This is a genomic window from Pseudomonas sp. QC2 (assembly GCF_002859085.1).
GTDB lineage: Bacteria > Pseudomonadota > Gammaproteobacteria > Pseudomonadales > Pseudomonadaceae > Aquipseudomonas > Aquipseudomonas petroselini.
In genome coordinates, this window is record NZ_PKKS01000009.1 from 48,640 (window position 1) to 73,505 (window position 24,866).

Below are 24,866 nucleotides of genomic sequence, written 5' to 3' on the forward strand. Positions count from 1 at the left end.
TTACCGCAGCAACGGATATGTACTCAATCACCGCTGCGCCCCCCCAGAAACCGGCACCGCCCTGATCACCGCCCGCGGCGCACCCGGAATCGCCTTCTCCACCGAAGGCAACTGCGGCGCCTGCACATCCGGCATCGCCCAACTATGTTCCGGCTGCAGCCCCCCCTGCGCCCTGCGCATAAATTCATACCGGTTCAAGGTAATACTGCGCCCCGCCCCACTGTCCCGAATAATATACGGCCGCAAAAACACCATCAGGTTGGTCTTGTTCACACTGCGCTTCTCATTACGAAACAACGCCCCCAACCCCGGAATATCCGACAACCACGGCACCGCATCATTACTCTGGCTATACCCATCCTGCAGCAACCCGCCGAGCACCATGATCTGCCCGTCATCCAACAAAATACTGGTATCGATCGCCCGCTTGTTGGTCACCGTGCCCGCGTCCACCGACGCCCGTGTATCCACGGTGCTGACCTCCTGGTAGATATCCAGCTTCACCGTGCCCCCTTCGGAAATCTGCGGCCGCACATTCAGCTTGAGCCCCACTTCTTCACGCTGCACCGTCTGGAACGGGTTGTTGCTGGTCCCCCCGCCACCGGTCACATAGCTGCCGGTGACAAACGGAATGGTCTGGCCGACGAAAATGCTCGCCGCTTCGTTGTCCAGGGTCAGCAGGTTCGGCGTCGACAGCACGTTGGTGCCGCCCTTGCTCTTCAGCGCCCGGGCCAAGACTTTGAGGTCGAGTACCTTGCCGATACCGGGAATATCCACCGTGCCGTTGACCAGCCCCACGTTCAGGCCCTTGGGCAACACGTCGATGCTGGTCTTGCTGGTCGGCGTGCTGTTCACGCCGCTACCGCCCAGGTTGACCCCGCCAAAACCGCCCTTGCCGGCGAGGTTGCCGGCCTGCCATTGCACGCCGAATTCGGTGGCATCGTCTTCGCCGACTTCCACGATCAGGCTTTCGATCACCACCTGGGCGCGGCGTTGGTCGAGCATGTCGATCACTTCGCGCAGGTTGCGGTACAGCGGGTCCGGCGCGGAAATCAGCAGGGTGTTAGTGGTAGCGTCCGCCTGGATGGTCACGCCGCCGGCGCTGAACGCGGTGTCCTGGTTCTCAGTGGAGGTGCCGCTGGTGCTGGGAGTCGAACCGGTGGTTTGCCCATACCCCGACTGCACACCACTGCCAGTCGGCGTGCCGCTGCTGTTTTGCGCATTGCTGGTGCCTTGGGTGTTCTTGCCATTACCGCCCATGGCGCTGAGCTTGCCACGCGCATCGTCGCTGACGCCGGAATCGCTTTCCCCAGTGAGCAATCCGCGCAGCGACTGGGCCAACTTGCTCGCCTGGGCGTTGCGCAGGTACACCACGTGCATATTGCTGGGGTTGCTCTGCGCGTTGTCGAGCTTGTAGATCAGGTTGCGCGCCAGTTCCGTGCGTTCCGGGCTGCCGGAACGGATGATGATCGAGTTGGAGCGTGGGTCGCCGATCACGTTGATCTTTTGGGTCTGGTCGGCACCCTGGGTTTCCAGCAGCTCCGAGACCATGGCGGCGATGTCCACGGCGATGCCGTTCTGGACCATCACCACGTCGGTGTCGATGGCGCTGGGGGTGTCGATGCCGCTGATGATCTGCGCCACCCGCGCAAGGTTTTCCGCGTAGTCGGTGATGACGATGCTGTTGTTGCCGGGGTAGGCATTGATCGGGTTGTTCGGCGACACGATGGGGCGCAGCACCGGGATCAGGTTCACCGCGTTTTCATATTGCAGGCGAAAGGTGCGGGTCTGCATGCCGCTGCTACCGGCGCTGTAGATCGGCCCGCCGAGCAACTTGGCATCAGCTTCGGGCACGACCTGGGCGACACCGCCCACATCGACCACGCTGAAGCCCTGCATGCGCAGCGCCGCCAACAGCATGTCGTAGGCCTGGTGCGCCGGCACCTGGCCTTCGCTGACCAGGGTGAGGTTGCCCTTTACACGCGGGTCCACCAGGAACTGCTGGCCGGTGGCGCGGGACAGTGCGCGGACCACCGCCTGGATGTCCGCATCGACAAAATTGAGCTGCACCGGCTGGTCACCCAGCGGGTTGCGCGCCTTCACGGCCGCCGGGGCGTGGCCACGGGCGCTGTTGGTCACGCGGTGCTGTACGGGCGGCTTGGATGCGAGGTCGCGCTGGCGGTCCAACACGTTCTCGCCGCTGCGCTGGGTGTTCGCCAACGGTTGACCGAGTTCGCTGTCCACCAGCAACGGCGTGGTTGACGGGTTGCTGCACGCACTCAACGCCAGCACCAGCAAAGGCGCGACCCTACGAAAAGAGGGGACTGACCACTTCATGAAGCTTCCTTAGCGCCAAGCGCCTGATCCATGCGAACGGTCCCGGACACAGTGCCGGCCGAGTTATCGACGGTATCGAGGGCGCGCTGCAAACGCGCCTCAGACACCTCCAGGGAAAACGAACGGGCATTGCCCAACAGCCAGCCCACCACCGCATCCGCCGGGGCGTTGTCGAAGGTCAGGCGCCAACCACCGGATTCCAGTGCCTGCAATTGGTAATGGCCTTGCAGACCGGCGCCATCCAGGGCTTGGCGCAGTGCGGTGTCGTCGCCTGGCCTGGGCGCGGCGACATCCTGCAACAGCACTTGCAAGGCTTCGGCCTGGGCGCGCAGCTTGGGGGTTTCGGCCTGCCAGTAATCGATCTTCTTCAGCGCGGGCTGCACCAGTACGAGCCAGGTCAGCAGGCTCGCCAGGACCAGGCCGGCCCCACCGAGCAGGCGCTTTTCGCGCAGGGCCAGGCCGTTCCAGAACACCTGGGCCTGGCTGCGCAGTCGCTGGACTTTATTCATCACCGGCCCCTGCGGGTTGTTCTGCGGCCTGCGCCGGGGCAAGGGTCCAGCCATGCTCATCGCGGCTGGCGGTAAAACCGGCCTGGGCCAACGCTGCCTGCCATTCACCTTCGGCCTTTGGGTTGCGACTGTCGGCGAGTAATTCAACGTGCAGGCGCCCCTGCTCAAAGCTCAGGTTGTCGACGCTGCCCACCATGAAGGGCAGGTTATTGCCCGCCAGTTGCACCAGGCTGGCGAAGCGTTGCCCTGGGTCGGCCGCCGCGCCGGTCTGGCGGGCGGCCAATTGTTGACGCGCCTGTTGCAACGGGTTGAGCACCACCGGCAATTCGGGAAAGGCCTGGCGCACCTGCTGGCTCATCGATGCCTTGAGTCGCTGGCCTTCTTCCACCTGGCGGGCCGCGTAGAGGTTGAGGCCGACGGTCCAGATGGCCGTGGCCAGCGCCACACAGGCCAGCGCCCTGCCCCATCCGCCGGTCGAGGGTTGGTTGAGGCGACCGTGCAATCCCCAAGCCGGCACCGGCCCGCTCCAACGCTGCGTGGCCTCCACCAGCGGCACATCCAGCGCCTGCAACCCCAACGGGTGCACCGCGCCTTGTTGCAGGCTGTCACGCGTCAACAGATAGCCTTCGTCCAACGCCGCCGCACCCACCGGCAAGGCATAGGGCGCCGGGTACAGGCCGCGCAGCTTGAGTGGCAGTTGCGCCAGCAGCGCCAACCCGGCCTTGGGCACCCAGGCCACCTGCACGCCCCCATCGCTGTCACGCGGGCCGTGGGCCACCTGCATCTGGTCCACCGGGCCGAGTATCAGCGCCTGCGCGGCACAGGCCACGGCGGCAGCGGTTTTCGCCGCCGGTAATGGCGGCAGATCCAGGCGGGTCAGCAGACTGTCCTGGGGGTGCAGGAAGCAGTCCACTGCCTGGCGGGACTTACCCAACTGCGCGAGGTGTTCATAGCCCTCTTCAACGACCACGCCACGCTCCAGCCAGGCAAACCTGACCTGGCTTTCAGCGGTCAATTGATCCAGCGGCGGCAAGCCGATGCGCAAGCGTTTCATACGCCCACCCGCGACCAGATCACTCGTGGCTGACGGTCTTCGGGCCGATGCAGCAACGCGTCGATCGTGACCCGGCGCTGCTCACGCCGGGCCTGGCCCTGCAGGCGAAACCACTCACTGGTAATACCGACCTGCACCGAATCCATCACCACCTGGGGTAAATGCAGGCGGTTGACGAAGTCTCCACGGTTGATAAACCACTGCCCGCTGTCACGCTCGGCCACCAGCCCATGGGCCTGGGACAGGCTGAGCTGCGGCACCACCGCGCTGAGCACTTCGGCGCTGGCGGTGTTGCCGTTGACCCAAGTAGGCCCAGGCAACACGCTGATGTACGCCTGCATGCGCTGCAACACGAGGGGGTCTAGGCCTTCGAGGCCACTCAAGTCATCCAGGCTGCGCAGCATCGGGTATTTGACCGGGGGGAGATAAGAGGCGATCACTCGCTGGCTGACGCGGCGACTCACCGCCGGGTCGACGCCGATCAACTGGCACAGCCGCTCGAAACTCTGCAACTGCTCGCTGTCCACCTGCTGGCGATTGACCAAATTGCGCAGGTTGAACTTGCCTTGCTCGTCCTCAATCCGCCCCTCGAACGCGCCGCCTTGGGCACGGGCCCAGGATTGATCAAGGCGCGTCAGCACCTCCTTTTGGCGCGCGTCCCAGAGCATCTGCCGGCTGCGTTCCAGGCCGCCTTGCAACAGCCACTGGCCCTGGATGCGCAGTTGCTCGGCCTCCAGGCTGCGGGTGAACACGGTCTGGCGTGTGAGCATGGCGCCGGCCAGAACCGCCACCACCGCCGCGATCAGCAAGGCGCTGATAATCGCCATGCCGCGCTGCTTCGCCGCTGGGGGCGAATACCCTTTCATGACGGGCCTTACAACTGCCAGGAGCCGATATCGGCATTGACGCCATCGCCATCCGGTTGGCCGTCGGCACCGAGGGAGAACACATCGACCTCACCGTTGGCGCCCGGGTTGAGGTAGTGATAAGGGTGGCCCCAGGGGTCGTTGGGCAAGCGTTCCAGGTAGGCGCGCCAATTGCTGTTCTTCGCATCCGCCGGGCGCTCCACCAGCACTTTCAAGCCCTGGTTCATGCTCGGATAGGTGCCGTGGTCCAGGCGATAGAGTTTCAACGCCTGCATCAGCCCGCCGATGTCCTGCTTGGCCGCCGTGGCCCGCGCCTGGTCCGGACGGTCGAGGACCTTGGGCACCACCATGGCGGCCAGGATCCCGAGGATGACCACCACCACCATGATCTCGATCAGCGTGAAGCCACGCTGGCCGCGAGGGCCCGGCAATGGGGATGTTGGGCGCGCGATATCCATCTCGACATTCCTTGGCTTGAGTGCAATTCGTGGCGCAGTGTTGCAAGAACACATGTCAGTCGTATTGAAAATCCTCGGGAGTTTCGGTCGCCAATCGGTCAACTGCCGGCGCTAGTCTGCGGGCTTGTTTCCCGGCTTTGAGAGCGCCATGTACGGCCGTCGCAACGCGCAAGGTTTTACCCTGATCGAAGTGCTGGTGGCGCTGGCGATTATCGCCGTGGCCATGGCCGCCGCGGTGCGCGTGGCCGGGCTGATGACCCAGAGCAACGGCTTGCTGCGGGACAAGTCAATCGCGTTGCTGGCGGCACAGAGTCGCCTGGCGGAACTGCGCCTGGAAGGACACTTGCGCAGCGGCAAGCGCACCTTCGTGTGTGACCAAGGCCGCTTGAAGCTGCGTTGCGAGCAGACCATCAACGCCGATGGCCGCCTGTTTCAGATCAACCTGCAGGTGCTCGACGCCAGCCGCGAAGCGCCGCCCCTGGCGCGCCTGGACACCCAGGTCATGGCCGAGTGAGCAGCGGCAGCGCGGGGCCCTGCGGCAGCTTGTCGAGGTTGACGCGCAGTTTCTCGCCACCGCGTTCGATCTCCACACCGTCGCCTTCGATGGCCGTCAGCCGCACGCCGGGGCTAAGCCGCTCACCCAACAGAAAGCTGCGCGGCGGGCCGTCATTCAGACTGAGGATCGCCACCGCACCACGGGCACCTGCGAGCACGCCTGTGACTTTGACCTGGAGCGCCGTCGGCGCATTCGAAAACCATTGCAGCGCCGGGTTATCGCTGCGCGCCGCCAACGCCTGGGGCGTGGCTTGCGGGGTGTGGGATTCGGCGCGGGTGAGCAGCAGCGGCGTCCATACCGCCACGCCCGCCAAGGCGGCCAATACGCCCAGCGCCTGCACGCCGTGGGCCAGGGTGATACGAGGGGCAAATGTCATGGGGAGGACCTCCTGTTTGTCCGTCGCACCAGCCTACAGGTCAATTCGCACGCTTTTATTTCACACACTCCCCAGTGTTCCAGGAAGTACGCGATGAAACAGCAAGGCTTCACCCTGATCGAGCTGATGGTGGTGCTGGTGATCATCGGCATCGCCAGCGCCGCCATCAGCCTCACGATCAAACCCGACCCGCTGCACCTGCTGCGCAAGGACGCCGAACGCCTGAGCCAACTGCTGCAAGTCGCCCAAGCCGAAGCCCACGCCGACGGCCGCCCCATCACCTGGCGCGCCGACGCCAAGGGCTTTCGCTTCAACCGCCGCAGCGATGATGGCGCGAGCGTGGAATCCTTCCAGGGCGACAGCCAACTGCGCCCGCGCCTATGGGAAAGCACACCGATGCAAATCAACATCGAACCCCGGCAAACCCTGGTGCTTAATGCCGAATGGATCAACCCACCGCTGCGCGTGGTGCTGTCCGACGGGCAACACAGCCTCAGCCTGCAACGCGACGCCGCCGGCTTGATGCGCGTGGTGAGCCAGCCATGAACCGATCCCAGCACGGCTTCACCCTGATCGAAGTGATGGTGGCGATCATGCTCATGGCGGTGGTCAGCCTGATCGCCTGGCGCGGGCTGGACAGCGTCACCCGTGCGGATCAGCACTTGCAGGCGAGTACCGAGCAAACTGAGGTGTTGCTGAGAGCGTTGAACCAGATGCAGCGGGATATCAGCCTGCGGGCCAGTGTTGAACTGACAGCCCCAGACGCGCCGCAAGACACAGGCTTGGCCGCAATCACGGTGCGCAGTTCCGACAGCAAAGGCTTCCGTCTCGACGTGATCCGCAGCGCCCCGGTGGCAGGCGATGGCCTGCAACGGGTGCGCTGGTGGCTCAAGGGCGACGCCCTGTATCGCGCCGCCGCGCCGACACGTGACCGCTACCCGTTGCCGGCGGCGAAGGATGGGCTGGTGGTGTTGACCGGCGTGAGTGACCTGCAGGTGCGAGTGTGGGAGCCGGATAAGGGCTGGCGGCAGTTAAGCGGGAATCGGCGCGAGGATCCGTTGGGATTGGAAATCAGCCTGGTACGGCAGACGCCGCAGGGGGTGGAAACGTATAGGCAGGTGGTGGGGCCGTTGAAGTGAGTCAGCTCAACAACACCACCCCACCCGGCAACTCCGTGCACTTGGCCCCATAGGCATCCCGGATCAACAACGCCACGCCCGCCAGCTGCTGCAAACTGAACCGCGCCTGCACCCGGCGCTGGCCCAGTTGTTTATTCAGCAACACCAGCATCCCCGGCCGATACCGGTTGATCTCATCCACCACCGTCGCCAGCGTGGCGTTGTTGAACACCAGCACCTGTTCGCGCCAGGCCAGCACCGCCTGGGTGTCCACGCTTGTCACGTCGCTGATTCCGGCGGCGCCGTAGGTCAATTGTCGGCCTTGGTCCAGGCGCACACTGCGCCCGGCGATATCCACCGAGAGCGAACCCTGGATACAGGTGATACACACGTTATGGTCGGTGTTGCGCACATTGAACCGCGCCTGCGCCGCACTCACCCAGCCCTCGCCGGCCTGGACCTTGAGCGGTTGGGCAACGTGGGCGAACACCTCGACTTCACCTTCGAGCAATTCAATGCCCTGCCCGACCCGGCTGATGCGGGTCTGGGTATTGAGTTCCAGGCTGACCCCGTCGCTCAACACCACTTGGCGCTGCTCGCCGACGGCGGTGCGATAGTCAGCCGTGAGCCCGGCAAAACCGCCCGGTACGCCAACGCGCACCATCACCACGGCCGCCGAAGCGGCGAGCGCACCGCCAAGGAAGGCACGCCGGCCAAAGCTGCGCGGTTGCGACACGTGATCGAGCGCCGGTGCCACTTGCTGCCACAGCGTCTTGGCCTGCTCGAATGCTTGGGCATGCGCGGGGCTCTGCGCGCACCACGCCTTGAGGGCCTTGGCATCGGCCACGGTGGCGCGGCCCGAGGTCAGCAGGACCAGCCAGTCGCGGGCTTCATCGTGCAGGGGGCTGGCGGCGGACTGCCGGGCGGTGGAGAAGCTAAAAATATTCAAGCGCGCACGTACTCACGGATTTATCAGGGACTCGACACTAAGACGGTTTTCCGGCACCGGGACCGAACCGCTGAATCACTTTTCTTTCCAGCCGCTTGGCACAATGGCCCAGGGCGGCCTTGATTTCTTTCTCGACCATGCGCGTGGAGATGCCGAAACGCTGGGAAATTTCCAGGTGCGGCGCCTCTTCCAGGCGGGCGGCGATCAGGATTTTGCGGCGGCGTGCCGGCAACTCGTAAAGGGCTTTGACCAGGGATTGGATTTCTTTCTGGCCGCCTACCACCCGCGAGGGGTCCTGGGCTTCGTCGGCGCTTTGCAACAATTCTTCGACCTCGCTGCCGGTGAGCAAGCGCGCGTCGGCCTGGCGGCGGTCGGCGGCGATGTTCAGGGCCATGCGGTAGAGGTAGGCATTGGGCTGTTGCAGGTTCGGCGGCACCTCCATGCGGTCGACCCGCAGGTAGGTTTCGTGCAGCACGTCGTTGGCCAGGTCCTCCGAGCCCAGGCGCTTGCGCAAACGCACCTTGAAGTCTTCGTAGGAGGCCAGGAACAAGCTGACCATGGTGCTGTGCCCGGAGTTTTTCATCCGCCCGAGGCTCCTTTCGCTACTGTGCATTCCATGCGCGTTCCTGTGGTGTCAGGCATCAAAAGTAAAGTCACGGGTTGGCGCAGTGAGCTGGGTGCGGGGCGTTCGACCCGTGTTGTTGCCAGGCTGCGTACCAGTGCTTCATCGCGTTGTTCGTCGCCGGTGGAGCTGACCAACCGGCTGTGTGCAATCACCCCGTCCGGGTTGACCCATACTTGCACCAGCGCACGAAAACCGCCGGGCCGGGTCAGCGGCGAACGGCACAGGCTGGTCTCGATGGCGTGCTGCAATGCCGTCGCATAGCTGGTGTTGATCCGCGCTGTATGCCGTGCCGCCGTCCCCTGGGTCGGGGGTGGCGGGCTGACATCGGGCAGCTGTAAGGTAAATGCATCGCTGCGTGCATAACGTGCCATCAGGCCACTCCCTGTCAGCAACATTGCCAGTGCTTCTTGCGCCGTAAAGCGCCCGCGCACCGCGATGGAGCGCCGGCCCCGCGTCAACTCGCGGTCCACCAGCACGGCCATCCCGGTGGCGCGGCTATACGCTTGCAGTGCGTGTTCCAGGTCTTGCGCCGCAAGGTTCAACGACAGCAGCGGAGCCTCGGCCTGCGCGGCGCGACCACCGAGCAGCAGCAACAGCAAGACCAGGGCGCACACGGCGCGCCGCCAGCCCCCCTGTCCACCCCCTGCTCTGCATCGCTGCACGGCCGACGCGCCCTAGAAAACCGTCATCCTGAGGCCAGTTTATGAACCTGATGTTACGGTGATAGCAAAAAAAACATCACGGTGACGAGCAGCCAGCTGCACTAGACTCTCAAGCCTTACTGGCCCACTCCTGCGGGCCCGCCAGGAGGCTCCGATGAAAGTGTTAGCGTCCATTGCCAGCCTGTTGCTGTGCACTGCCCTGCCCTTGATCGCCCATGCCGACACTTGCGCAGAGGTCACGGTGGATGGCTACAAGGCGCCTGACTATGGCTGCCTCAGCCAACAGATGGGCAGTGAAACGAATGCGACAACAGCGACGCAAAAAAACCGCGAGGCGCAGCACATTGCCGTCGAAAAGCGCCTGCCCAATAAAGTCGGTCTAGCCACGCCGGCGGCGACCAGCGTGCGGATGGGCAACACCTTCGGTACGTCGGTAAAACCGCAGCGGCCTTAAGCCGTCAGGCAGATAGCCTCTCTCGATCTGCAGTGCGCCCATAAAATTGTGGGAGGGGGCTTGCTCCCGATGGCGGTGGGTCAGTCACAGACGTTCTGACCGGAACACCGCTATCGGGAGCAAGCCCCCTCCCACGGGGTTCTACAGGGGTTTATAGCGTGCGTTTCAAGCCGCGTGGCTTTCCTTTTTCAAGCTGTCCATGTCGATCACGAACCGATACTTCACATCGCCCTTGAGCATGCGCTCATAGGCCTCGTTGATGCCCTGGATATCGATCATCTCGATGTCGGAGACAATCCCGTGCTTGGCGCAGAAGTCCAGCATGTCCTGGGTCTCCTGGATCCCACCGATCAGCGAACCGGCCAGGCTGCGGCGCTTGAAGATCAGGTTGAACACGGTCGGCGACGGGTGCGGGCTGTCGGGGGCGCCGACCAGGGTCATGGTGCCGTCACGCTTGAGCAGGTTGAGGAAGGCGTCGAGGTCGTGCGGCGCGGCGACGGTGTTGAGGATGAAGTCCAGGCTGTTGGCGACCTTGGCCATTTCGTCCGGGTTCTTCGACACCACCACTTGGTCGGCGCCCAGGCGCAGGCCGTCTTCGCGCTTGCTCGGCGAGGTGGTGAACAACGTGACGTGCGCGCCCATGGCGTGGGCGATCTTCACCGCCATATGCCCCAGCCCACCGAGGCCCACCACACCGACCTTCTTGCCGGGGCCGACCTTCCAGTGATGCAGCGGCGAGTAGGTGGTGATGCCCGCGCACAGCAACGGCGCGACAGCGGCCAGGTTGGAATCGTCGTGGGAGATGCGCAGCACGAACTTCTCCTTGACCACGATGCTGTCCGAGTAGCCGCCATAGGTGTTTTCACCCCCGAACACCGGACCGTTGTAGGTGCCGGTAAAGCCGCTCTCGCAGTATTGCTCCTCGCCTTCGGCGCACGACGCGCAGTGCTGGCAGCTGTCGACCATGCAGCCGACACCGGCCAGGTCGCCGACCTTGAAGGTCGTCACATTGCCCCCGACCGCCGTCACGCGGCCGACAATTTCATGGCCCGGCACGGAGGGGTAAAGGGTGTTCTTCCACTCGTTGCGCGCGGTGTGCAGGTCGGAGTGGCACACGCCGCAATAGAGAATGTCGATCTGTACGTCATCCGCCCCCGGCGCGCGGCGCTCGAAGGTGAAGGGTTTGAGGGCATCCTTGGCGTTCTGGGCGGCGTAGCTGTAAGTCTTGGCCATTTCGTTCACCTGTGTGATCTGACGGTAGAAGTCAGTGGACCAGCATAGACGCTGAACCGTTCAACCGAGCACGTCTGTACAATTTCCTTCGCCTCTGTGCCCCTAACCTCACGGCTTCAATCGCGTAGAAGTGCTGGAGAGTGGGCATGCGTAGCAAAGCAATCAAGGTATCTGTGGCATTGACGCTGCTGGCGAGCGCAATGATGGGCAATGCCTTCGCGGCAACCCCGAGCGTGGCCGTGGCCCCGCAATACGACACCAGCCACGTGTATGTAGCGCCGGCCGATGTCGACCGTTTCGCCCAGAGTTTCCTGGCCACCTTCGGCGGTAAAAGCACCGCCCAGGTGGTGGTGAATGTGCTGCCGGTGCCCAGCAGCACCACCTCGCAATTGCTGCAGACGCCGGCGGGCACGGTGTCGCTGTTTGGTTTCACCACGCCGATCCCGCACCCGTTCGGCCAGGAGCGCAACGGTTACCTGGTCAAGGACATGGACGTCGCCCTCAAGGCCGCGCGGGAAAACGGCGCGGCGGTGATCGTCAGCGACTTTCCCGACCCGATCGGCCGTGACGCGGTGGTGCAGTGGCCAGGCGGTGTGAACATGCAACTCTACTGGCACACCAAGACCCCGGATTACGCAGCGTTCCAGACCGTGCCGGAAAACCGCGTGTACCTCAGCGCCGACCGTGCCGACCGCTTTATCAAGGCGTTCCTCGGCTTCTCCCACGGCAAAGTCCTGGCCGATGACAAACACGCGCCGGGCGTGGATATCGGTCAAGCCAACGGCAGCTATCGACGTGTCGACATCGAGTCGCCGTTCGGGCGCATGGCGGTACTGGTCACCAACGGCCAACTGCCCTACCCGTTCGGCCACGAGACCACCGGCTATCAAGTGGCTGACCTGACGGCCACCCTGGGCAAAGCCACCGGTTCCGGCGCCACCGTGGTGGTGCCGGCCTTTGAGAGTAAAGGCCGTCGCAGTGCACTGGTGGAATTCCCCGGCGGCTATGTCGCGGAGATTCATCAACTCAACGCAGCAAAATGACGCGCCGCACAGGCTGGGGCCTGGCCGTGCTGTGGCCGCTGCTCGCCGGCAGCGTCCACGCCTATGAGCAAGCGACACGCCCGGCCATCAAGGCCAACCGCTGGCAGGAAGACTGGTCGGTGCTGCAGAACCCGGCGCTGCGCACGCAGCCGCTGGACACCTTGAAGTACATCCCGTTGTCGAGTGCCGACCCGTTGACCTACCTGTCCCTCGGTGCGACGTTGCGCGAGCGCTTCGAGATGAACGACGCCAGTGGTTTCGGCGTGCGCGACGTGAAGCGTGACCGCTACCTGATCCAGCGTTTCCAGGTGCATGCCGACCTGCACCTGAACGAAAACTGGCGGGTATTCACCCAACTCGAAGACGTGCGCGCCTACGACAAAACCACGATTGGCGGCGCCGACCAGAACCGTGTCGACCTGCGCCTGGCCTTTGCCGAATACGTGAATACCTTCAGCAGCGGCACGTTGAAGGCCCGCGTCGGGCGCCAGGATTTCGCCTTCGATTTGCAGCGTTTCATCTCGTCGCGGGACGGTCCGAATGTGCGGCAGTCCTTCGATGCGCTGTGGGCCGACTGGGAGACGTCCAACTGGCGTTTTATCGGGATTGCCAGCCAGCCGGTGCAGTACCAGGACGGGCGGCACTTCGACGACAAATCCAACAGCGATGCGCGCTTCCACATGCTGCGCGTGGAGCGGCTGGTGGGCGGCAAGAACGAACTGTCGACCTACTACGGCGTGTATGAACGCAGCGCGGCGCATTACCTCGACGCGGACGGCGACGAGACCCGCCACCTGTTCGACGCTCGTCTGGGCGGCGCGGCCATGGGGTTTGACTGGGACGTCGAAGCGATGCTGCAAAGCGGCTCGGTGGGCAGCAAGGATATCCGCGCCTGGGCCAGTGGCAGCCGCACCGGCTACACCTTCGACAGCCTGGCCTGGAAACCGCGCCTGGGCCTGCAACTGGACATCGCCTCGGGCGACCGTAAAACCGGGGACGGCACCCTCGGCACGTTCAACCCGCTGTTCCCCAACGGCTATTACTTTTCCCTCGCGGGCTACACCGGCTACAGCAACTTGATTCACGTCAAGCCGTCGATCACCGTCAAGCCGATCGACAAGCTCAGCGTGCAAACCGCCATCGGCCTACTGTGGCGACAAACCACCCATGATGCGGTTTATACCCAACCGAACCTGCCCGTCGCAGGAACCGCCGGCCAAGGTGAACGTTGGACGGGCGCCTACGGTCAGCTGCGTACCGACTATGTGTTTACGCCGAACCTCACCGGCGCCGTCGAAGCCGTGCATTACGCGGTCGGCCGAACCCTGCGCGATGCCGGCGGTGATGACAGCAATTACCTGGGCGTCGAGCTGAAATTCAGCTGGTAGCCCCAACCAAGCACACCCATACAAGCCCGGCGCACGCTTTATACCCATAGTGACGCTGAGCCATTTTCCCGCTACCAAGGAGTTTTCCATGAGCACATTTGTTGCCAAAGACGGTACCCAGATCTACTTCAAGGACTGGGGCAGCGGTAAGCCCGTGCTGTTCAGCCACGGCTGGCCGCTGGATGCCGACATGTGGGAATACCAGATGGAATACCTGAGCAGCCGTGGCTTTCGCACCCTCGCGTTCGACCGCCGTGGCTTTGGCCGCTCGGACCAACCCTGGACCGGTAACGACTACGACACCTTCGCCGACGACATCGCGCAGTTGATCGAGCACCTGGACCTCAAGGACGTGACCCTGGTGGGCTTCTCCATGGGCGGCGGCGACGTCGCGCGCTACATCGCCCGCCACGGCAGCGCACGGGTTGCCGGCCTGGTGCTGCTGGGTGCGGTGACACCGCTCTTCGGCCAGAAACCGGATTACCCGCAGGGCGTGCCGACTGAAGTGTTCGATGGCATCAAGGCTGGCCTGCTGAAGGATCGCGCGCAGTTCATCGCCGACTTCAATACGCCGTTCTTCGGCATCAACAAGGGCCAGACCGTCTCCGCAGGCGTGTTGACCCAGACCCTGCAGATCGCCTTGCAGGCGTCCCTGAAGTCGACCGTGGATTGCGTCACTGCATTCTCTGAAACCGACTTCCGCCCGGACATGGCCAAGATCGACGTGCCGACCCTGGTCATCCACGGCGATGGCGACCAGATCGTTCCGTTCGAAACCACCGGTAAAGTCGCCGCGGCCTCGATCAAGGGCGCCGAACTGAAAGTCTACAAGGATGCGCCACACGGGTTCGCCGTGACCCACGCGCAGCAGTTGAATGAAGACCTGCTGGCGTTCCTGAACCGCTGAAACGCCTGAACCACCCTCTCCTTATTTTGGCCGGGCTTGCCCGTCATGCCAGTCAGTTAAGGGTGAGCACCGTACCTGTGGCGAGGGAGCTTGCTCCCGCTGGGTCGCGAAGCGGCCCCAGCTCTTTGTTTCAAAAGACTGGGACTGCTGCGCAGTCCAGCGGGAGCAAGCTCCCTCGCCACAGGTTACTTTTCGCTCTTGCTGCTTCTTAACTGACTGACATTAGGGCTTGCCGGCCTTTTTTTTGCTCAGGAGAAACGCTGGCTCAAGACCAGGCGCCCTGGTCCGGCGATCAATACGCTGGTGAAAATGATCAACAGCAACCAGCCGAACTGCCCTTCGAACAACGTCCACTCCGGGTGCACCACCACCATGGCGATCAACAGCACCGCCAGGATCGGCAGGCACGCCAGGCGCACCAACACCCCGGCAATGATCAGCACCGGGCACAGCACTTCGGCGAATATTGCCAGCAGCAGCGTGACGTGGGCGCCCAAGTGAAACGGGTCCTCGATCAGTTTCAGTTGTTCGCTGTAATTCAATAACTTGGGCAAACCGTGTACCCACAGCAGGAACAGCGCCCCGCTGACCCGCAGAAACAACAGCCCCAAGTCCTGACTTTTCGATTCGTTCATACGTGCTCTCGGTGGGTGGCTACAAACGTCGATTGTGTCGACCAAGCCCTCCACCTGCTTGCAAGCCTGTGCTGACCTCAGCCCCCGGTGCCGGCAAAGGCGGCGACGATTTCGTCGATCACCACGCGCACCCGCGCCGTGTGGCGCAGGTCAGCGTGGGTCACCAGCCACACGTCATACGGCAAGGGCCGCGTGCGCTCGGGCCACAGGCGCACCAGCCCGTCGCGCTCGCCGGTGTACACCGGGATCTCGCCGATGCCGATGCCGGCAGCGATGGAGCGGCGCACCAGCAGGCTGGAACTCAAGGCCGCGACGATACGCCCGCGCCCCAGGGGTTCAGAGACCAAGGCCATGTCCTTCTGGCTTTGCAGGTAGGGCTGGTAGACGACCAAGTCATGCCCGTCGAACAGGCTGCCGGGCTCGGGCACGCCGTGGCGGTCGATGTAGCCCTGGGAGGCAAACAGCCCGACCGACCAACGGGCGATGCGCCGTGCGATCAGGTCGGGGTTATCGGGGCGGGTGTTGCGCACGGCGATATCGGCTTCACGCTTGGCCAGGCTGAGGATCTGCGTAGAGGCGTCCAACTGCACACGCACGTCGGGGTGTTTGTCGTGCAGGCAGGCGATCGCGGGGATCAGGAAATCGATGGCCAGGGAGTCGGTGGTGCTGACCCGCACGGTGCCGGTCAAGCGCTCGTCCAGGCCTTGGATCTGGCGCTCGAGGTCGAGGGCCGAGCGCTCCATTTTCTCCACCGAGAGCAAGGCTGCCTCGCCTACCGCCGTGAGCGCATACCCCTCGGACGTGCGCAGGAACAACGTGGCGCTCAGGGACTTTTCCAGGGCGTTGACCCGCCGGCCCACTGTGGCCTGATCCACGCCCAGCACCCTTGCGGCACCGCGCAGCGTGGATTCGCGGCAGACCGCCAGGAACACCCGCGCATCATCCCAATTCATACCTGCCCCTTGTGATGCATATATGCATCGCTATGGTGTGTAATCGCAGCATTATTGCATCAACAAACCTGGATATGCTGGGCGCCAGAGAAAAATACCCAGGACCGCCATCATGCTCGACACCCCCACTCCAACTCGCCGCTCAGTCTGGCTGCCGATCTTCGCTGGCCTCTGCGCCAGCCTGGTCAGCATCGGCCTGGCGCGGTTCGCCTATACGCCGTTGATCCCGACCTTGATCCAGGCGCAGTGGTTTTCCGCCAGCGACGTGGTCTACCTCGGTGCCGCCAACCTGGTGGGTTACCTGATCGGCGCGCTGATCGGTCGGCCCATCGCCCAGCGCACCTCCAACAAGGCCGCCCTGCGCACCATGATGGTGGCGGTGACCTTGGCGTTCTTCGCCTGTGGCTTCCCACTGTCGGTGGTGTGGTTCTTTGCCTGGCGCCTGCTCTCGGGCATTGCCGGGGGCGCGATCATGGTGCTGGTAGCAGCGACCGTGCTGCCCCATGTACCGGCGGCGCGTCGGGGCCTGGCCAGCGGCGCGATCTTCCTTGGCATCGGCCTGGGCATTGCCGGCTCCGGCACCCTCGTGCCGCCGCTGCTGAGCCTGGGGTTGCAGCAGACCTGGTTTGGCCTGGGCCTGTTGGCGCTGGTGTTGACGGCCGCCAGTTGGTTCGCCTGGCCCACCGGTACGCTGCAGGAAGCCGCGGGCCCCGCGGACACCTCAGCGCGGACGCCGTCCGGCGTGTACCTGTTGTTTGCCCAATACGCCTTCATGGCGGCGGGCCTGGTGCCGGCGATGGTGTTCCTGGTGGATTACGTGGCCCGTGGCCTGGGTGACGGCGCACACGTCGGCGCGATGATCTGGGTGATGTACGGCCTGGGCGCGATTGTGGGGCCGGTGACCTACGGTTTCCTCGCCGATAAACTCGGTGCACGCTTGAGTATCCGCGTGGTGCTGGTGGTGCAGGCGATTGCCGTCGGGTTGTTGCCATTCGCCGGCTCGTTCAGCGCCCTCGCGGTGCTGGCGGTGATCCTCGGCTCTTTCCCGCCGGGCATCGTGCCGCTGGCACTGGCGCGGGTGCATGAACTGCTGCCCAATCATCACCAGCAGCAAGTGGCCTGGAGCCGCGCTACTGTGTCCTTCGCGACGTTCCAGGCGCTGTCCGGGTTTGCCTACTCGGCGCTGTTCAACGGCAGCGGCGGCCAGCATGCGCTGTTGTTCATGATCGCCGCCGGGGCCATCGTGGTCGCGCTGGCCCTGGAACTGGGCATGATTATGCTGAACCGTCGACCGCTTGGTACGGTCCCAACCCATACGCTCATCGCTGCAGGTACTCTGAAATGACGCTTCCTCAAGAAATGACCCTGATCGAAATCACCACCCCCGGCGGGCCTGAAGTGCTGCAACCGCGCCGCGCCGAGGTGCCTGTCGCAGGCCCCGGCGAGATGCTGATCCGCGTGCATGCCGCCGGGGTCAACCGCCCTGACGCCCTGCAACGCGCCGGCAAGTACCCGATGAAACCCGGCTTCAGCCCGATCCCAGGGTTGGAGGTGGCCGGTGAAGTGGTGGCGTTGGGCGATGGCGTGAGCGAATACCAGTTGGGCGACAAGGTTTGCGCCCTGACCAATGGCGGTGGCTACGCGCAGTTCTGCAGCGTACCGGCCAGCCAGGCCCTGCCGATCCCCGAGGGCATGGACTGGATCCAAGCCGCCGCTGTGCCGGAAACCTTCTTCACCGTCTGGGCCAACCTGTTTGGCCTTGGCGATGCGCACACCGGTCAGCGCGTGCTGATCCATGGCGGCACCAGCGGTATCGGCACCACCGCGCTGATGCTGTGCCGCGAGTTCGGCATCCAGGCCTTCGCCACCGCCGGCAGCGCCGACAAATGCGCAGCCATTGCCACGCTGGGCGCTGAGCCGATCAATTACCGCGAGCAGGATTTTGCCGAGGTCATCGCCCAGAAGACCGATGACCAGGGCGTGAATGTCATCCTTGACATCATGGGCGCCTCCTACCTCAACAACAACCTCAAGGCCCTGGCCATGGACGGTCACCTGGTGATGCTGGGCTTTCTCGGCGGTGGCAAGGCCAATGATGTCGACCTGCTGAGCATTCTCGCCAAACGCGCGGTGATTACTGGATCACTTCTGCGAGCACGCAGCAAAGACGAAAAAGCCGCCATCGCTGAACAGTTGCGCGAGTACATTTGGCCGGTGCTGGCCGCCGGGCGTTGCTTGCCGATCATTGACAAGGTGTACGCCTACACCGACGCGGCCCAGGCTCATGCGCGGATGGAGGGTGGGGATCATATTGGCAAGATTGTGTTGCGGGTGGAGTAATACAGGGAGCGGGCTTGCCTGCGATACCCATAGGTATCTACACAATTCTGGGTATGGCGTCGGGCCTGTGGCGAGGGAGCTTGCTCCCGTGGCGGCCTGACCGAGGACCGCCATCTAACGGTTAGACCGCGATCCAACTGTGGGAGGGGGCTTGCTCCCGATAGCGGTGCATCGGTATCTACACCATTTTGGGTATGGCGGCGAACCTGTGGCGAGGGAGCTTGCTCCCGTGGCGGCCTGACCGACGACCGCCATCTAACGGTTAGACCGCGATCCAAATGTGGGAGGGGGCTTGCCCCCGATAGCGGTGCATCGGTATCTACACAATTTCGGGTATGGCGGCGAACCTGTGGCGAGGGAGCTTGCTCCCGCTGGCGGCCTGACCGACGACCGCCATCTAACGGTTAGACCGCGATCCAAATGTGGGAGGGGGCTTGCCCCCGATAGCGGTGCATCGGTATCTACACAATTTCGGGTATGGCGGCGAACCTGTGGCGAGGGAGCTTGCTCCCGCTGGCGGCCTGACAGCTGACTTGGATGTTGGATCAGACCGGGTACATATCCGTTATTTAGGTAACGGCCGCTATGGGTTCCGCTTTTACAGCGGCTCACTTTTGAAGAGCGCAAAAGTAAGCAAAACGCTCTTGCCCCAACACTCGGCACCTCGCTCACGCTCGGTGTGCCCGTAATCCGACAGGAATTTGGGGGGCCGCCGCCACGCGCCATCCATGGCGCGGGGCGGCTAAACCGGCATCCCTGCCGGTTTACCCCCCAAATCCCTGCCGAATTCCGGCCAGCGTGTTTGACGGGGCGCTTGAGATCAAGATCAAAAGCAAAAGCACAGCGGCCTGACAGCCGGCTTGAGTGGTGTGGAGCAAAGGCAGTCTTGCCGGCGATGCAGGCAACGTGGTGAGTCAGGCGTACCCAGGTGATACTTTCGCAGGCAAGCCAGCGCCCACAGGGTTCAGCGTTACAGCGCTACTGGGCTACTGGGCGGTAGGCCGGGTAATCGATGTAACCCGCTTCCGTCCCGCCATACAGCCCTTCCGCCTTCAGCGGGTTCAACGGCCAGCCATTGAAAATCCGTTGTGGCAGATCCGGGTTGGCAATGAACGGCCGTCCGAACGCAATCAGGTCCGCCAGACCCGCTTCGACCAGATCAGCACCGCGCTCAGCGGTGTAACGACCGGCGTAGATGATCCGCCCGCTGAAGGTCTCACGCACCGCTCGGCGGAAGGACTCGGGTAACACCGGGGCGTTGTCCCAGTCGGCTTCGGCGATGGAAACGTAGGCGATGCCCGACTCTTCCAGCACTTTGATCGCTTCGATGTAGGTGTGGTGCGGGTCGTCTTCCACCAGGCCGATGTAGACACGGTCCTGATCGGTGCCGCTGAATAACGGCGAGAACCGTACGCCTAGACGCTGCGGCCCGACCACGGCGCTCACGGCTTCGACGATCTCGCGCAGAAAGCGCAGGCGGTTGTGCAGCGAGCCACCGTATTCATCCTCGCGCTGGTTGGAATGGGCGGAGATGAATTGGTTGACCAGGTAACCATTGGCCGAATGGATTTCCACCCCGTCAAACCCGGCATCCAGCGCATTGCGGGCGGCCTGGGCGTAGTGCCCGACCAATTCTTCGATCTCAAGCACGGACAATGCACGTGGCACCGGCGGCTGCTTCAGTTCGCCCATGCCAGGCCCGGTTTCGATAAAGGCCTTGGCCTGCAACGCCTGGATCGCCGACGGCGCGACAGGGGCGGCGCCGTCTGGCTGCAACGCGTTGTGGGACACGCGACCGACATGCCACAACTGGGCAAAGATCACCCCGCCTTCGGCATGCACAGCCTCGGTGACGGTGCGCCAGCCGTCGATCTGCGCCGGGGTGTAGATACCCGGCGTCCACGCGTAACCCTGGCCACGCGGTTCAATCTGCGTGCCTTCGCTGACCATAAAACCGGCCGTGGCGCGCTGGCGGTAATACTCGGCCATCAAGTCGGTGGCGATATCGCCGGGCTGGGCACTGCGCTGGCGCGTCAACGGCGGCAGCACAATACGGTTGTTCAGCGTGTGGTGCCCCAGTTTTACCGGGGTACTTAAAATAGGGTCATTCATTGAATACTGTCCAAATAGCGGGCGCGCTAAAGCATTAGCGACTTATAAAAGTCGCCAATGCATCAAGCGGTTAGTTAATTAAGCGGTGAGTGTCAGCAGGGCTTTAGCCACATCACTGGAACTGCCAGGGTTTTGCCCGGTGACCAGCAGGCCATCGGTAATCACAAAGGATTGCCAATCGGCACCCTTCTCATAGTGGCCGCCGAGTTTCTTGAACTCGTCTTCAATCAGGAACGGCACCACATCGGTCAACTCCACCGCCGCCTCTTCCGAGTTGGAGAAGCCGGTGACACGACGGCCCTTGATCAACGACTCACCATTGACTGCCTTGACGTGACGCAGGGCACCCGGTGCATGGCAGACGAAACCGATGGGCTTACCGGCGCGCTCGAAGGACTCGATCAGCGCGATCGACACCGGCGATTCCGCCAGGTCCCACAGTGGGCCGTGGCCGCCTGGGTAGAACACGGTGTCGAAGTCGTCGGCGTTGACCGTGTCCAGTTTCACCGTGGTGGCCAGGGCTTGCTGGGCGGCCGGGTCGGCGGCAAAGCGGCGGGTCTGTTCGGTCTGGGCATCCGGCTGGTCGCTGACCGGGTCCAGCGGCGGTTGACCGCCGGCCGGGGATGCCAGCACCACGTCGGCACCGGCGTCTTTGAACGCGTAGTAGGGAGCGGCAAATTCTTCGAGCCAGAAGCCGGTCTTACGCCCGGTATCGCCGAGCTGGTCGTGAGAGGTCAGTACCATTAATACTTTCATTTTCCAGTGCCTCGATAGGGGTGAGTGTCAGTTTCTTCCGGCTGCCCCAACAACTGTCGGGTCAGCCCCAGCGCCTCGTCGAACGGCGCCGCTGTATGGGTGATCTTGCTCATGACGCTGGTCCCCAGCCACAACGCATACAGGCGCCGGGCCAGGCTTTCGGGGTGTTGCGTGATCGTTACCGAGCCGTCTTCGACGCCCTGCTGCAAGGCCTCGCTGAGCAACCCGATGGTGCGTGCGGTGCCGCGTTGCAGGGCCAGGCGCATCGGCTCTGAAAGGTCTGACACCTCTGCACCGAGTTTGACGGCAAGGCATTTGCCGGCGTCGGTGCAGCCGGTCTGGTTGTTGATCCAGCTTTGCCAATAACGCATCAACTTGGCGTGTTGAGATAAGCCCGGCTGATTGAACAGCTGTTGCATAGCGTTCAAGTAGTTATCGAAATAGATATCGAGCAATACCACCCCGAACGCGTCTTTAGAGTTGAAGTAGTGATAGAACGAGCCTTTAGGCACATCGGCGGCGTGAAGTATTTCGTTCAACCCCACCGCAGAAAATCCCTTGGCGCCCACAATCGGCTGCGCCGTTTCCAGAATCGCCTGCCTTGCACTTTTAGTTTCGCGGCTCATGCTTCATCTCGATCGATTAGACCAGTCGTCTAGTTCGTTGAGTGAATGTTAGGAGCCAGGCGAAACGCGCACAATGTCAGATCCGCAAGGATTTCGGACATGCGCCAAAGTGGGTTGCCGTTTTCCCGGCAGCCGCCGACAATCCCTGCCACCACACCCCTGGAGACATGCGATGCACAGCGTTGCGCTGATGGTTTACCCGAACTTCCAATCCCTGAGCCTCAGCCTGGGCTCGGTATTCGAGTGCGCGAACCTGCTGCGCGGTGAGCCGGCCTATGAGTTTCACCTGGTGTCGGAAAGCGGCGGCGCGGTGATGACGTCCCAGGGTTTTTCGGTGAACACCACACCGATCCGGCCGGAGGGTTACGACACGCTGATCGTCAGCGGCTACCTGGAATTCCGCCTGCCGGAAGCCAACCTGCTGGAACTGGTCAAGGCCGCCTCCGTCCAGTCGCGGCGTGTGGCCTCGCTGTGCATGGGCATCTTCGTGCTGGCCGAAGCCGGTCTGCTCGAAGGCAAGCGCACCACCACCCACTGGATCCACGCACCGGCCTTTCGCAAGCGCTACCCGGATATCCGCCTGGAAGAGGACAAGCTGTTTATCGTCGACGGCCACATCTGGACCGGCGCCGGCATGAGCGCCGGCGTGGACCTGGCGTTGGCGATGGTGGAGAACGACCTGGGCAGCGACCTGGCGCGGCGCATTGCACGCAAACTGGTGATCGCCCAGCGTCGCGGCAGCGAGCAATCGCAGTTGTCCGCCCTGCTGGAGTTGGACCCTAAATCGGACCGCGTGCAACTGGCCCTGGCCTACGCCCGCGAGAACCTGACCCATGACCTCTCGGTGGAAGCCCTGGCCGATGTCGCGCGGCTCAGTCCGCGCCAGTTCAGCCGGGTGTTCCGTGAAGAAACCGGGCAGACACCGGCCAAGGCCATCGAGTCCCTGCGGGTCGAAGCCGCCCGGGCGCTGATGGAAACCAGTCGCCACCCGGTCGAGGTGGTGGCCCGCGAAACCGGGTTTGGTGATCGCGAGCGCATGCGCCAGGCGTTTTTAAGGGCGTTCGGGCAACCGCCGCAGGTGATGCAGCAAGCCTTTAATGCAGCGCCGCCCGCGTAATCAGGTAACTCACCAACTGCGGGTCATCCTCCAGTTCAATCGTCTGCACCGGGCGCGGCAGGTTATCCAGCACCGTGCGCCAGAACGCCTGGGACACTTCGTCCTGATCATAGAACCGCACCAGCCAATTGGCCTCGCCGCTGCACAGCACCTGGGTGGCGATGGCGCGGCCAATCCCTTTGCGGCGGTAGCGCTTGAGGATGAACAGGTCGGCCAGTTCCAGGGCGTCGATGCCCGGCAGTTCGCTGCCTTCGATCAGCAGGAAACCGGCGATGTAGCCGTCGACCAGCAACAGGTTGGCGCTCCATTGCGGGTCCTGCCAGTAACGGGTCAGGTGTTCGTCATGGATGTAGAAGCGGCCATCCGCCTCGACATCTTCCTGTTCCCAGTCCGACGACTCGTAGGCGTAGTACTGGTAGAGATTACGGATCAGCTCGGCGTGCTCCGGGCCGGTCTGGATCAGTTCGACGGTGGTTTCAGGCATGGGGCTCTCGGTCAAAAATGCAGGGCGCCATTGTTCACAAAACGCCGGGACAGTCCAATAGAGTCGCCAACCTTTCTACTTGCTGAACCGATTGCAAATAGGCGTTGCCTCCCCCGAAACCCTGAAACATTTCGAATAAACTCCGCGAAATTGCCTCTCTTTTTCAAGGACACGCATTGTGAGCAACGTCTGTTCCGCCGGCCTGGATGTGGGGTTTGCCTCCCTGGACTACCTGCAGATCTTCATCCTGGGCGTGATCCAGGGCATTACCGAACTGTTGCCGGTGTCGTCCACCGCCCATATGCGCGTGGTACCCGCCCTGCTCGGCTGGCAAGATCCCGGCTCGGCGTTTTCCGCGGCCATGCAGTTGGCGGCGCTGGCGGCGGTGGTCAGTTACTTCTGGCGGGATGTGCGCCAGGTGACCACCGGCAGCATCGGCGCCGTGCGCCGGGGCGACTACAACGACCCCTGGTTCAAGCTGGCGGTGGCGATTGTGCTGGCGACGATCCCCATCGGCATTGCCGGGCTGGCGTTGTCGTCGACGTTGAATGCCTGCAACTCGCCGTTGCGCGGGTTGATGGTGATCGGTATTTCCTGCGTGGTCATGGCGGTGCTGTTGGCGGTGGCGGAAGTGCGTGCACGCCACACCCGCGAAGTGAGTGAAATGCGCCTGCGGGATGCGTTGATCGTGGGGATTGCGCAAATTGGTGCGTTGATTCCTGGCGTCTCGCGTTCCGGCTCCACGCTGACCGCCGCGCTGTTCCTCAACTTCAAGCGTGAGGAAGCCGCGCGGTTTTCCTTCCTGCTGGGCCTGCCCGCCATTGCCCTCGCCGGTTTGAAGGAACTGTGGGTGTTGCTGCATGCCGATATGCCCGTGCATGCCTGGCCGCACCTGCTGTTCGGCCTGGTGGTGGCGAGCATCTCGGCATTTTTTGCGATCTGGGGGCTGATGAAGTTCCTGGAGCGGTTCTCCACCTGGCCGTTCGTGATCTACCGCGCGCTGCTGGGGGTGTTTCTGATTGTGGCGGTCAGCACCGGGCTGCTGAGCTGAAAGCAGCGGCCACGGGAGCAAGCTCCCTCGCCACACCCCCAGTACGACACTGTAGTGAGCGGGCTTGCCCCGCGCTGGGCTGCAAAGCGGCCCTAAAACCGACCGATGAAGCGTATCTGATACACCAGGTTCCTCCTTTTTGGGGCTGCTCCACAGCCCAGCGCGGGGCAAGCCCGCTCACTACAGTCAAAAGATGCGTAGATACCTAGGGTTATCGCAATTCGAACTGCTTGGTCTTGAACACAGTGCTCATGACT

The 24,866-nt window shown here is 63.3% G+C and carries 26 protein-coding genes and 1 pseudogene; 11 read left to right on the top strand and 16 right to left on the bottom strand.

The window, feature by feature from the left end; genetic code table 11:
• Positions 1-27: 27 nt before the first annotated feature.
• Genes gspD through gspG form a run of 5 tightly spaced genes read right to left on the bottom strand, consistent with a single transcriptional unit; the run spans position 28 to position 5,224 of the window.
• Entirely contained in the window at positions 28-2,337 is a 2,310-nt protein-coding gene (gene gspD, locus QCBJ_RS08880) for a type II secretion system secretin GspD (protein WP_102060602.1), read from the bottom strand.
• Positions 2,334-2,846 carry a type II secretion system protein GspM gene (gspM, locus tag QCBJ_RS08885; RefSeq protein WP_012723644.1) on the bottom strand — a complete coding sequence of 171 codons (513 nt, stop codon included), beginning with the start codon at positions 2,844-2,846 and terminating at the stop codon, positions 2,334-2,336. The genes gspD and gspM overlap by 4 nt, the downstream gene beginning before the upstream one ends.
• Positions 2,839-3,900 carry a type II secretion system protein GspL gene (gene gspL, locus QCBJ_RS08890; protein WP_102060603.1) on the bottom strand — a complete coding sequence of 354 codons (1,062 nt, stop codon included), beginning with the start codon at positions 3,898-3,900 and terminating at the stop codon, positions 2,839-2,841. The genes gspM and gspL overlap by 8 nt, the downstream gene beginning before the upstream one ends.
• Positions 3,897-4,766, bottom strand: coding sequence for a type II secretion system minor pseudopilin GspK (gene gspK / locus QCBJ_RS08895; protein ID WP_012723642.1), 870 nt, complete (start codon positions 4,764-4,766; stop codon positions 3,897-3,899). Before gspK ends, gspL begins: the two co-directional genes overlap by 4 nt.
• Before the next feature lie 8 nt (positions 4,767-4,774).
• Positions 4,775-5,224: a type II secretion system major pseudopilin GspG gene (gspG, locus tag QCBJ_RS08900; protein ID WP_012723641.1), complete on the bottom strand. Its 450-nt coding sequence runs from the start codon at positions 5,222-5,224 to the stop codon at positions 4,775-4,777.
• Positions 5,225-5,372: 148 nt separating this feature from the next.
• Between gspG and gspI the strand changes: the two genes are divergently transcribed.
• Positions 5,373-5,738 (top strand): type II secretion system minor pseudopilin GspI, encoded by a 366-nt coding sequence (gene gspI / locus QCBJ_RS08905; RefSeq protein WP_102060604.1) that lies wholly within the window; start codon positions 5,373-5,375, stop codon positions 5,736-5,738.
• On the opposite strand, the gene QCBJ_RS08910 is transcribed toward gspI, so the two are convergent.
• A complete protein-coding gene (locus tag QCBJ_RS08910) occupies positions 5,725-6,156 on the bottom strand; it encodes a type II secretion system protein N (RefSeq protein WP_012723639.1) in 432 nt (143 codons plus the stop codon). The genes gspI and QCBJ_RS08910 overlap by 14 nt on opposite strands.
• Before the next feature lie 93 nt (positions 6,157-6,249).
• Here QCBJ_RS08910 and gspH point away from each other — a divergent pair, with 93 nt between their 5' ends.
• Complete coding sequence (gene gspH, locus QCBJ_RS08915) at positions 6,250-6,702, top strand: type II secretion system minor pseudopilin GspH (RefSeq protein ID WP_012723638.1); 453 nt, start codon at positions 6,250-6,252, stop codon at positions 6,700-6,702.
• Positions 6,699-7,295 (top strand): prepilin-type N-terminal cleavage/methylation domain-containing protein, encoded by a 597-nt coding sequence (locus QCBJ_RS08920; RefSeq protein WP_046036214.1) that lies wholly within the window; start codon positions 6,699-6,701, stop codon positions 7,293-7,295. The genes gspH and QCBJ_RS08920 overlap by 4 nt, the downstream gene beginning before the upstream one ends.
• Position 7,296: 1 nt before the next feature.
• Here the strand turns inward: QCBJ_RS08920 and QCBJ_RS08925 are convergent, their stop codons facing one another.
• Genes QCBJ_RS08925 through QCBJ_RS08935 form a run of 3 tightly spaced genes read right to left on the bottom strand, consistent with a single transcriptional unit; the run spans position 7,297 to position 9,462 of the window.
• Positions 7,297-8,223: a DUF4880 domain-containing protein gene (locus QCBJ_RS08925; protein WP_102060605.1), complete on the bottom strand. Its 927-nt coding sequence runs from the start codon at positions 8,221-8,223 to the stop codon at positions 7,297-7,299.
• Between the two features lie 37 nt (positions 8,224-8,260).
• Positions 8,261-8,806, bottom strand: a complete 546-nt coding sequence (locus QCBJ_RS08930; protein ID WP_046036215.1) for an RNA polymerase sigma factor — start codon at positions 8,804-8,806, stop codon at positions 8,261-8,263.
• A complete protein-coding gene (locus QCBJ_RS08935) occupies positions 8,803-9,462 on the bottom strand; it encodes a secretin and TonB N-terminal domain-containing protein (RefSeq protein WP_370636195.1) in 660 nt (219 codons plus the stop codon). The genes QCBJ_RS08930 and QCBJ_RS08935 overlap by 4 nt, the downstream gene beginning before the upstream one ends.
• A 202-nt stretch (positions 9,463-9,664) precedes the next feature.
• On the opposite strand from QCBJ_RS08935, the gene QCBJ_RS08940 reads away from it, so the two are divergent.
• A complete protein-coding gene (locus tag QCBJ_RS08940) occupies positions 9,665-9,964 on the top strand; it encodes a hypothetical protein (protein ID WP_102060606.1) in 300 nt (99 codons plus the stop codon).
• Between the two features lie 165 nt (positions 9,965-10,129).
• Here QCBJ_RS08940 and QCBJ_RS08945 read toward each other — a convergent pair whose 3' ends face one another.
• A complete protein-coding gene (locus QCBJ_RS08945) occupies positions 10,130-11,197 on the bottom strand; it encodes an NAD(P)-dependent alcohol dehydrogenase (RefSeq protein WP_102060607.1) in 1,068 nt (355 codons plus the stop codon).
• A 146-nt stretch (positions 11,198-11,343) separates the two neighbouring features.
• On the opposite strand from QCBJ_RS08945, the gene QCBJ_RS08950 reads away from it, so the two are divergent.
• The 3 genes from QCBJ_RS08950 to QCBJ_RS08960 all read left to right on the top strand — a co-directional run bounded on the left by QCBJ_RS08950 (position 11,344) and on the right by QCBJ_RS08960 (position 14,535).
• Positions 11,344-12,240, top strand: coding sequence for a VOC family protein (locus QCBJ_RS08950; protein ID WP_064055248.1), 897 nt, complete (start codon positions 11,344-11,346; stop codon positions 12,238-12,240).
• Positions 12,237-13,628, top strand: a complete 1,392-nt coding sequence (locus tag QCBJ_RS08955; protein WP_102060608.1) for an alginate export family protein — start codon at positions 12,237-12,239, stop codon at positions 13,626-13,628. The genes QCBJ_RS08950 and QCBJ_RS08955 overlap by 4 nt, the downstream gene beginning before the upstream one ends.
• An 88-nt stretch (positions 13,629-13,716) precedes the next feature.
• Positions 13,717-14,535: an alpha/beta fold hydrolase gene (locus QCBJ_RS08960; protein ID WP_046036221.1), complete on the top strand. Its 819-nt coding sequence runs from the start codon at positions 13,717-13,719 to the stop codon at positions 14,533-14,535.
• Positions 14,536-14,783: 248 nt separating this feature from the next.
• On the opposite strand, the gene QCBJ_RS08965 is transcribed toward QCBJ_RS08960, so the two are convergent.
• Both QCBJ_RS08965 and QCBJ_RS08970 read right to left on the bottom strand, forming a co-directional pair.
• Positions 14,784-15,170 carry a DoxX family protein gene (locus QCBJ_RS08965; RefSeq protein WP_046036222.1) on the bottom strand — a complete coding sequence of 129 codons (387 nt, stop codon included), beginning with the start codon at positions 15,168-15,170 and terminating at the stop codon, positions 14,784-14,786.
• A gap of 77 nt (positions 15,171-15,247) precedes the next feature.
• Positions 15,248-16,123 (bottom strand): LysR family transcriptional regulator, encoded by an 876-nt coding sequence (locus QCBJ_RS08970; protein WP_102060609.1) that lies wholly within the window; start codon positions 16,121-16,123, stop codon positions 15,248-15,250.
• 112 nt (positions 16,124-16,235) lie between these two features.
• Between QCBJ_RS08970 and QCBJ_RS08975 the strand changes: the two genes are divergently transcribed.
• The gene (locus QCBJ_RS08975) at positions 16,236-17,468 is read left to right on the top strand and encodes a YbfB/YjiJ family MFS transporter (RefSeq protein ID WP_102060610.1); all 1,233 of its coding nucleotides are present in this window, start codon (positions 16,236-16,238) and stop codon (positions 17,466-17,468) included.
• A complete protein-coding gene (locus QCBJ_RS08980) occupies positions 17,465-18,463 on the top strand; it encodes an NAD(P)H-quinone oxidoreductase (protein WP_102060611.1) in 999 nt (332 codons plus the stop codon). The genes QCBJ_RS08975 and QCBJ_RS08980 overlap by 4 nt, the downstream gene beginning before the upstream one ends.
• 978 nt (positions 18,464-19,441) lie before the next feature.
• Here QCBJ_RS08980 and QCBJ_RS08985 read toward each other — a convergent pair.
• From QCBJ_RS08985 to QCBJ_RS08995, 3 genes are all read right to left on the bottom strand, one after another.
• The gene (locus QCBJ_RS08985) at positions 19,442-20,575 is read right to left on the bottom strand and encodes an alkene reductase (protein WP_102060612.1); all 1,134 of its coding nucleotides are present in this window, start codon (positions 20,573-20,575) and stop codon (positions 19,442-19,444) included.
• 78 nt (positions 20,576-20,653) lie between these two features.
• Positions 20,654-21,331, bottom strand: coding sequence for a type 1 glutamine amidotransferase domain-containing protein (locus QCBJ_RS08990; protein WP_102060613.1), 678 nt, complete (start codon positions 21,329-21,331; stop codon positions 20,654-20,656).
• Positions 21,328-21,957: a TetR/AcrR family transcriptional regulator gene (locus tag QCBJ_RS08995; RefSeq protein WP_102060614.1), complete on the bottom strand. Its 630-nt coding sequence runs from the start codon at positions 21,955-21,957 to the stop codon at positions 21,328-21,330. The genes QCBJ_RS08990 and QCBJ_RS08995 overlap by 4 nt, the downstream gene beginning before the upstream one ends.
• 172 nt (positions 21,958-22,129) lie before the next feature.
• On the opposite strand from QCBJ_RS08995, the gene QCBJ_RS09000 reads away from it, so the two are divergent.
• Positions 22,130-23,074 carry a GlxA family transcriptional regulator gene (locus QCBJ_RS09000; RefSeq protein WP_102060615.1) on the top strand — a complete coding sequence of 315 codons (945 nt, stop codon included), beginning with the start codon at positions 22,130-22,132 and terminating at the stop codon, positions 23,072-23,074.
• Here the strand turns inward: QCBJ_RS09000 and QCBJ_RS09005 are convergent.
• Positions 23,052-23,596: pseudogene (locus tag QCBJ_RS09005) on the bottom strand (GNAT family N-acetyltransferase). The gene QCBJ_RS09000 and the pseudogene QCBJ_RS09005 overlap by 23 nt on opposite strands.
• 140 nt (positions 23,597-23,736) lie before the next feature.
• On the opposite strand from QCBJ_RS09005, the gene QCBJ_RS09010 reads away from it, so the two are divergent.
• Complete coding sequence (locus QCBJ_RS09010; RefSeq protein WP_012723617.1) at positions 23,737-24,609, top strand: undecaprenyl-diphosphate phosphatase; 873 nt, start codon at positions 23,737-23,739, stop codon at positions 24,607-24,609.
• The last annotated feature ends 257 nt before the right edge of the window (positions 24,610-24,866 follow it).